Source organism: candidate division KSB1 bacterium (genome assembly GCA_022562085.1).
In the GTDB taxonomy this organism is placed as follows: Bacteria; Zhuqueibacterota; Zhuqueibacteria; order Oceanimicrobiales; family Oceanimicrobiaceae; genus Oceanimicrobium.
This window is the reverse complement of record JADFPY010000170.1, coordinates 1-8226: the sequence shown is the minus strand read 5'-3', so window position 1 is coordinate 8226 and position 8226 is coordinate 1. Positions and strand designations below refer to the sequence as shown.

The window sequence follows — 8226 nt, the reverse complement described above, 5'->3', positions numbered from 1 at the left end:
CCTAAAAAAAGTTCAACCATACTGTTGTGTCTACTAACACCATGCTAAAATCTCATTTGCCGCATTTCTTCCAAATCACCTTCCCAATGTACTTTACCTTTCAATTTCAGAATTTTCTTTTGGGATTCTCTACGTAGTAATTCGCGTAAAGCGTGATCAACTAGAGCACGACGAGTCTTAATGCCTGTTACTTTTAACCCTTTTTGAATCAACTGTTCATCCAGAATAATATTCGTTCTTTTCATACTGGCACCTCTCTTAGAAATAATTAATATACACAAAATATAATAAAAAATGTGTATGTCAATATTTTTGTGCTTATATATTTAGACAAACCAGCAAAATCAGTTGCGTGCACCGCCAATAATATACCATAACCTAATCTACAGCCTGCCACAATTCAACTTCAGCGCCTTGATGAACAATTACTGTCTTCATGAAAATTGGCTCTAATTTCAGCAAGAATATCTTCAGCCGCCCTGCCTTTCGCTCTACCACTTTTGATATCTGCTACTCGTTTCCTAATCTCTTCATCCCATTTACTTTCAACATCAACATCGACTTCAGCATCTAAACTAAAATTATAAAAAGCCTTCGAATTTTTCACCGCAAACTCTCCTCCAAAGCCGTAGTCGCAGAGGTTTTTTTATCCCGATATTTCACAATCACCGGCGAATAGATAGAAAGACCGTGCTCTTTCGCAAAATCGCCTTTTACAGGCCGCGAGCCCGGCACCACAACTGCTCCTGCAGGAATTGTCAACGGTTTATTTTCAGATTTGCGAATGACGGTCTCGTTTACTAAATCGTAAACCGGCATTGACCCCGTCAAAATCGTACCGGCGCCGATGACAGCATTTTCGCAAACCAAAGTGCCTTCATAAATGCCGCAATTCCCGCCGACCAGTACATTATCTTCGATAATGACCGGCATGCTGCCGATGGGCTCCAAAACACCGCCAATTTGGGCACTGGCACTCAGATGAACCCGTTTGCCAATCTGTGCGCATGAGCCTACCAACGCGTGTGAGTCGACCATTGTTTCCTCATCCACGTAAGCGCCGACATTGATATATGCCGGCGGCATAATAACCACACCCGGCGCAACGTAAGCGCCGTCTCGAATTGAGGAACCGCCGGGGACTTGCCTGATTTTGTCCTCGATCTGTATTTTCTTGAGCGGGTAAGTGCTTTTATCAAAAAACCGAAACTGTTCGTCAATTGAGCAATCTACCAATTTACCAAGCCGGAAACCCAGCAAAATACCTTTTTTAACCCACCGGTTCACCTGCCACTCGCCGTCAATTTTTTCCGCTGATCTGATTTCACCGGAATTGAGCAGGCTTTTGAATTGTTCGAATAGTTCAAATTCGGTTTTGCCAAGCTCTTCAGGTTTCCGAGAATAAATTTGTTCTATTTCTTCTTTTAAAGTATTCATAGTTCTCAAAAAAAATTAAACACGGAAGGACACCGAAATCACCGAATTTTCTCCTTCCTAAGCTCCGCTTTCTACCTTCCTCCTTCCCTAGCTCTGCTTGGGAAGGAACTTGCTTTCGAAGCTCCGCTTCGGTTAGCGAAACAGGAGTTTCGCGTGCATTATGCGTTGCGTTACAAAGCAGGAGCTTTGTAACGAGAGGTTTCATTTGCCTTGCCTCTCTGTCCCGGATGTAACGCAAGCGTCATCGCTTGCGGCTCAATTGGGACAATGCAATTGAGTTACATCAAATCATTCATAAAATCGTCCATGGTAAAAACCCCCGTTTTGCCGATGATCCACTCGGCGGCGTACACAGCGCCCATGGCAAATCCGCTACGATTGCGGGCTGTGTGTTTCAATTCAATCGAATCGGCTTCCGATTCGAATCCCACCATGTGTGTGCCGGGGACGTCACCGGTTCGTGTTGACGTGACATGAAGCTGTTCAGGTGAAATCTGCCCCTCTGAGGTGCCCGGCAAAATATCGCTTTTTCTGTTAATTTTTTCAAGAAGTATTTTGCCAAGCGACAAGGCCGTTCCGCTGGGACTGTCTTCTTTCATTTTGTGGTGAACTTCATGAATAAACGGATCAAAATCCTCAAATTTATCGAAAAGCCCGGCAGCGTTTTCAACGATTTTAAAAAACAGATTCATCCCTATTGAAAAATTAGAGGCGTAAATCAACCCGATTTGCGTGCCTTTGACAATTTTCTCGACTTCATGTAATTGCTCGTTCCAACCCGTAGTGCCGATCACCAAAGGTTTTTCAAATTGAGCGACGGTTCTTACATTTTCTACCACGGCCCCCGGATGAGTAAATTCTATAAAGACATCAATTGAATCGACATTTGTAGTAGCTTTGAGTGGATTTTGGCCGGTAAACTTGGCCATAATTTCATGATCCCGTTGTTCCGCAAGCCGGGCAATCTCCTGTCCCATTTTACCAAATCCGATTAAAGCTAATTTCGCCATCTTATTCAGCCAAAAGTTTTTTTACTAAATTCACGTAAATATCGACCGCCTCGGTCAACTGATTCTTTTCAATTCTTTCGTCGTCCGCGTGAGCCACTTTGGCGCTGCCGGGACCAATCAGCAGCGGTTTGCCAAAATTCTGCAAATGCGGAATGTCCGTTCCAAAAGGCAGAACCGTTGTTTCGAATCCAGGAACGGTGTGGAGTTTTTGCGGCTCTGATTGAGTCAAAACTTTAACTTCTGCGGCTCCATTCAAAACAGAATTAATTTTTTGAATAATCATTTCGGAGGCGACTGAATTACGAATAGAGAGAGTTGCCTGCGCTTTATCCGGAACGACGTTAAAAGCGGTGCCCCCTTCGATGGTTCCGATATTCAAAGTCGATTTACCTAAAATTTCATCTTTGCCAAAATCGATTTCTCGAATGCTTTGCAATGCATTCAGCAGCTTTTCAATCGCAGACTCGCCCATTTCAGGAAATGAGGAGTGTGCCGCCTTCCCTTTAGTTGAGAGTTGCAAATTAATAATCCCTTTATGGCCTGTGCCTAATTTATTTTCAGTCGGCTCGCCGTTTATAAGGAAGTCCGGATGCGGAGAGATCTCATTTGCTTTTTTTGCGCCGATACTGTCGGTTTCTTCTCCAACCACAAACAAAAAACCGAACTCTCTTATTTTCATTTCAAGCAGCCTGTCTCCAGCAAAGAGCATAGCCGCAATCAGCCCTTTGACGTCGCAGGCGCCGCGGCCGTAAATGTACTGCTCATCCTCTTTAGGAGGAATGTGCGGCGGTACTGTGTCGAGGTGCGTGCATAAAATCACCTGTGGCTTGACTTCCGTAGTCGCGAGAATATTTTCGCGTCCGGGCTCCACTAATTGCTTGGTGACTGAGAAGCCCCGCCTTTCAAGCTCACCGAAAAGGAATTGAACAATTTCTCTTTCAGAGCCCGTAACCGAGGGAATGTCAATCAGCTTTTTTGTAAGCTCGAAAAGGGTCATTTCAGCAGGCCGTAAACTTTGAGGGATTCAATGAGTTTCTCTTTGTTGGTCTCGGCCATTGGTGCTAAAGGCGGTCTTAATTCGCCAACATCCATGCCCATGAGGTTCATAGCGGTTTTGACCGGCGCCGGGTTTGTTTCGTAAAACATCGCCTGACAAAGTTCGAAGAGTTGATGGTGCAATTGCTGCATTCTGACAATTTCATTGGACTTGAAAGCCTCGTAAAGGGATTTCAAATATTGAGGGACAAGGTTAGCGACTACGGAAACCACCCCAACGCCACCAATAGCCAAAATGGGTGCGAATAAAGAATCGTCACCGGAAAAAACTTTGATGTTATCTTTGCACGTAGTTAGAATTTCAGAGACCTGGTTGAGATCACCGCTGGCTTCTTTGATGGCGACGATTTGGTCTAATTTTGAAAGCTTTTCGATCGTGCTGGGAAGTATATTTACGCTGGTTCTTCCGGGCACGTTGTAAATCATGATGGGTAGGTTCACTTCAGCAACGGCTTCAAAATGGCGGATGAGGCCGGCTTGAGTCGGTTTGTTGTAGTAGGGTGTGATGACCAAAGCGGCGTCCGCTCCCATTTCTTTTGCTTGCGCTGTTGCTTTGACCGACTTTTCAGTGTTGTTGGTGCCGGTGCCCGCGATGACAAGGGCCTTGCCTTTTGCTTCTTCGATGACGATTTCGATAACGCGGTTTTTTTCTTCTTCGCTTAACGCAGGGGATTCGCCCGTGGTACCGCAGGGTACGATCCCGTCCGTGCCGTTTTCTATTTGTAAGCGAACTAACTCGCGGATTTTCTCTTCGTTGATTTTACCGTTTTTAAAAGGGGTAACCAGCGCGACAAATGTACCTTCTAAGTTCATCTTCCCTCCGTTAAAAAAGTGTTAGTGTGTTCGAGTGTTAAAGTGTTTGCCCATCCTTCTGGCGGTAGCTGAAAGTTACCCGCGACAATACCCGGCACGGTAATATCTTCGTCCAAAGATTCCCATCTCAATGCGTAACCATTTAATCTGAGAGTAACTTCTTTTAGCTGTTCATCTGTTGCTTCTTTTAAGATTTTAAAGCGGTCTGCCGGGGACCCTATCGTACGACCATCCGTCAACTCAATATAAATCTTGCGTTTTCAGCCCATGCTATATCATTGTAATCTAACGATTCCGGGATTGTGCGCTCGGCTGGGATTTTTCATTGCCAACAAAATATTCAATCGTGCCCAGCAACCCTCCGGAGTGACCCCCCGCTTCTAAAATCGATCTGATTAAATAAGCGGTGGTAGTTTTGCCATTCGTGCCGGTCACAGCAATCACGTTGAGGCTCTTATCCGGGTATCTGTAAAATTCCGCAGCCAAACGAGCCAAAGCGGTGCGGGCATTTTTTACCTGAATAAAAGGGATGGAATTTTGCACTTGCTCCGAATCAGAAACGATGGCGGCCGCGGCCGCTTTAATCGCTTGCTTTTGATAAGCATAGCCATCTGACTCCAGTCCCTGAATTGCGGCAAATACTTCCCCCGGCTTGACTTCCTGCGAATCAAAACAAATACCGCTGACAGGCCGGTTGATCTGCCCGGTAATATTCAGAGATTCGAGGCTCGAAATAAGTTGTTCTACTATTATCAATTTTAAATTACAGAACAGGATTTAACTCCCTCAATAATATAAAATTAATTTAAAAAAATCAATTTAAAGAATTTATTTCTAAAGGGAATTATGCCGATACGTTAGAGAGTCTGTTTTTATAAAACCAGAGTTAGGAATTGCCAAACAGAGCCCTACTAATTGTCGACGATGAACCTACCGGCTTAAAAAGCCTGCGCAAAGCTTTCTCTTCCCAATATACTGTTTTTACAGCCAGAAATGGGCACGAAGCCATGGATGTCTTGAAGAAAGAGGACATCCAGATCATTATGAGCGAGCAGAGTATGCCCGAAATGACCGGCCTGCAATTCTTTTCAAAGGCTCAAAAGATTTCACCCGATTCAGTAAAGATTTTGTTTATAGAATTGGCAGATTTGAATTTGGTCATCGAAGCGATCCATTCAGGATTAGTTTGGCGGTATTTGAACAAACCGTTAAACTTAAAAGAACTGCGCCCTGCTTTATCCCAGGCAGTTGAACGCTATGAACTTGTTGAAAAAAATAAGAAATTAACTCAGGAACTAATAGAGGCGAAATCAGATCTGGCAAAGAAAGTTGAAGACCCAACGCGGGCTTTGCAGGGTTCCGGGGAGCGCTATCGACAATTAGTAGAGCAAAGCCCTGATGGAATTTACAGAAGCACTCCCGAGGGCAAGCTTCGTATGGTAAATAAAACTTTTGTAAAACTGCTCGGGTACGACAGCAAACAAGAAGTTATGAAGTTGGATATTGCCCGGGACATTTACTTTTCGTCCGGAAATCGCAGCGTCGTCAAGACGGCTTTTAAAAAAGGCAAGGACGCTGAAACATTTGTCGTTCGGCTGAAGAAAAAAAACGGCCAGAACCTTTGGGTTGAAGTTCATGTGCAAAAAATTTACGACAAAAATGGCAAGGTGGCTTATTACGAAGGCGTTATCCGCGACATCACCGAACGCAAGGAAACTGAGCAACAATTAAAAGCTGTTAATCTTGAACTCCACGCAAGCAAACAACAACTGGGCGCTGCCTTCCAACAGCTTGTGGCCAGTAACCAGCATCTCATCGAAAATGAAAAGGCCCTGCGCCAGAGTGAAGAGCTTTTTCGGCTCATTGCTGAAAATGCGGACGATCTAATCGCTGTTCTTAATTACAAAGGGCAGTACCTTTATACGAGTCCCTCTTTTGAGACTCGTTTAGGCTACAAACCGGAACAGTTGCAAAACAAGCTATGGTTTAACCTGGTTGAGCCCAATGACCGTCCGAAAGCAAGCGAGAAATTCAAACAATCTCTTAAATCAAAAAAAGGGTTTCTTCTTGAGCACCGCATGCGCCACAATAACGGTTCCTGGCGCGTTTTGGAATCAACCAGTAATGTCATTTGTGATGCAAAAGGTTATGCGGATCGCTTCATTATGGTTTCCCATGATATTACCAAAAGGAAGCAGACAGAGATTGAATTTCAGAAAGCAAAGGAGGCTTCGGAAGCGGCCAATCTTGCCAAGAGTGACTTTCTCGCTAACATGAGTCATGAAATCCGCACGCCTCTAAACGGAATTATCGGTTACGCGGATCTTTTATTTGAAGAACAACTTACTGACAAACAAACGGAATTCACCGGGGTCATCCAAAAATCTGCTAATTATTTGCTCGATTTGATCAACGAGATTCTGGATTTATCAAAAATTGAATCGCAGGGTTTAGAGCTGGAATTGAAATCATTTTTACTGATTGACATATTAAATCAAAAGATTCAAGTCGTCGAACCCCACCTTGCTGAAAAAGCGGTAGAGCTTAATTTAGAAATTTCAAAAAACACACCCGCGTACTTAATTGGCGATCCGACACGCTTTGGACAGATTGTTCTGAATCTGCTATCTAACGCTGCGAAGTTTACTCAGGATGGTGCTATCACAGTCACGGTGGGCAGGGAAAAATGGAAAAGAACGGGCAAGAATATTTTTCCACTGCAAGTGTCGATTAAAGATACGGGCATTGGCATTCCCCAAAAATACCAGGAATCTATCTTTCAAAATTTCACCCAGGTAGATGGTTCGACTTCAAGAAAATATGAAGGCTCCGGACTTGGACTTGCGATTACAAAGAAATTGGTTGAATTGATGAATGGAACGATTCACGTTGAAAGCAAGTATGGCAAGGGTTCGACTTTTACAATTTGTATTCCATTCAAATTTGATCCGAATAAAAAAGCAGCGATAAAACAAAAGCAGGTCAAACCTAGCTCAACCAACAGTGCCGGCCAGAAACATTACAAAAAAAATGGTGCAAAACCTTCTTTGGAAAATGGACACGGCCCGGTAAATGGCGAGTCAACTTCCGGGCCAAAGAGCGATCAAAAAATCTCTGCAAATGGAAACAAGACCACAGCGCGCATTCTAATCGCCGAAGACAACGCCGTTAATTCAGAATTGTTTAAGAACATTCTGTCGCGATTTGATTATAAACTCACAATTGTCGAGAACGGTCTCGAGGTTTTAACCGCGCTCGAGAAAGAGAACTTCGATCTGATCTTGATGGACATGCAGATGCCTCAAATGGATGGTTTTGAGACCACCAAAAGAATTCGTCGAAATCCCAAGTTCAAGGAGCTGCCTATTATTGCCTTGACAGCTTACGCCATGATTGGCGACGCAGATAAGTGCCGCGAAGCCGGGTGTTCCGATTATATCACCAAGCCAATCAATAAAAAGCACTTTATCGAATGTGTTCAATCGTACACGCAGAAATCGGGATTAGCAAAAAGTAAAGACGATTATGATGATGATATAGAAAAAGAGATCCTCAAGGAGATGGAAAACCTCAAGGGATACTATGTTCGGAATCTTGAAGAGCGCTCTACGAACTTGCAGAAGGCTCTAAAAAATAAAGATTTCACCGAAATCGGCTTTATCGGGCATAGTATGAAAGGCAGCGGAGCCAGTTACGGGTTTCCGGAAATTTCCGAATTAGGATCTGAAATGGAAGAGGCTGCCAAAAACCGAAAATTGCCAAATCTAAAACAACTCGCCAAGCAATTCGAATCATTCCTGAAAAAGTACAAATCAGGCGAACCCCTGGAAGAGCAAAAAGGTTGACATTTTACAAAAAAATGTTTAATTCTAAACCTTTCAGGTTTACTCATCTTCATTTCTAATTTCGA

At 43.8% G+C, this 8226-nt stretch carries 9 protein-coding genes and 1 pseudogene (1 of these 10 only partly in view); 1 reads left to right on the top strand and 9 read right to left on the bottom strand.

What is annotated here, in order from left to right; genetic code table 11:
• The 9 genes and pseudogenes from IH879_13930 to IH879_13890 all read right to left on the bottom strand — a co-directional run.
• Nucleotides 1–43: pseudogene (locus tag IH879_13930) on the bottom strand (PIN domain-containing protein); it reaches 374 nt to the left of the window's first position.
• Nucleotide 44: 1 nt separating this feature from the next.
• Complete coding sequence (locus IH879_13925; protein ID MCH7676034.1) at nucleotides 45–245, bottom strand: type II toxin-antitoxin system VapB family antitoxin; 201 nt, start codon at nucleotides 243–245, stop codon at nucleotides 45–47.
• 161 nt (nucleotides 246–406) lie between these two features.
• A complete protein-coding gene (locus IH879_13920) occupies nucleotides 407–607 on the bottom strand; it encodes an addiction module protein (protein ID MCH7676033.1) in 201 nt (66 codons plus the stop codon).
• Entirely contained in the window at nucleotides 604–1437 is an 834-nt protein-coding gene (locus IH879_13915) for a 2,3,4,5-tetrahydropyridine-2,6-dicarboxylate N-succinyltransferase (protein MCH7676032.1), read from the bottom strand. Before IH879_13915 ends, IH879_13920 begins: the two co-directional genes overlap by 4 nt.
• Before the next feature lie 278 nt (nucleotides 1438–1715).
• Nucleotides 1716–2447, bottom strand: coding sequence for a 4-hydroxy-tetrahydrodipicolinate reductase (dapB, locus tag IH879_13910; GenBank protein ID MCH7676031.1), 732 nt, complete (start codon nucleotides 2445–2447; stop codon nucleotides 1716–1718).
• Nucleotide 2448: 1 nt separating this feature from the next.
• Complete coding sequence (locus tag IH879_13905; GenBank protein ID MCH7676030.1) at nucleotides 2449–3444, bottom strand: M20/M25/M40 family metallo-hydrolase; 996 nt, start codon at nucleotides 3442–3444, stop codon at nucleotides 2449–2451.
• Complete coding sequence (locus IH879_13900) at nucleotides 3441–4316, bottom strand: 4-hydroxy-tetrahydrodipicolinate synthase (protein ID MCH7676029.1); 876 nt, start codon at nucleotides 4314–4316, stop codon at nucleotides 3441–3443. Before IH879_13900 ends, IH879_13905 begins: the two co-directional genes overlap by 4 nt.
• Nucleotides 4313–4567, bottom strand: coding sequence for a DUF2442 domain-containing protein (locus IH879_13895; GenBank protein MCH7676028.1), 255 nt, complete (start codon nucleotides 4565–4567; stop codon nucleotides 4313–4315). The genes IH879_13900 and IH879_13895 overlap by 4 nt, the downstream gene beginning before the upstream one ends.
• A 34-nt stretch (nucleotides 4568–4601) precedes the next feature.
• A complete protein-coding gene (locus IH879_13890) occupies nucleotides 4602–5072 on the bottom strand; it encodes a hypothetical protein (GenBank protein ID MCH7676027.1) in 471 nt (156 codons plus the stop codon).
• A gap of 137 nt (nucleotides 5073–5209) precedes the next feature.
• On the opposite strand from IH879_13890, the gene IH879_13885 reads away from it, so the two are divergent.
• Nucleotides 5210–8161: a PAS domain S-box protein gene (locus IH879_13885; protein ID MCH7676026.1), complete on the top strand. Its 2952-nt coding sequence runs from the start codon at nucleotides 5210–5212 to the stop codon at nucleotides 8159–8161.
• Nucleotides 8162–8226 lie beyond the last annotated feature (65 nt).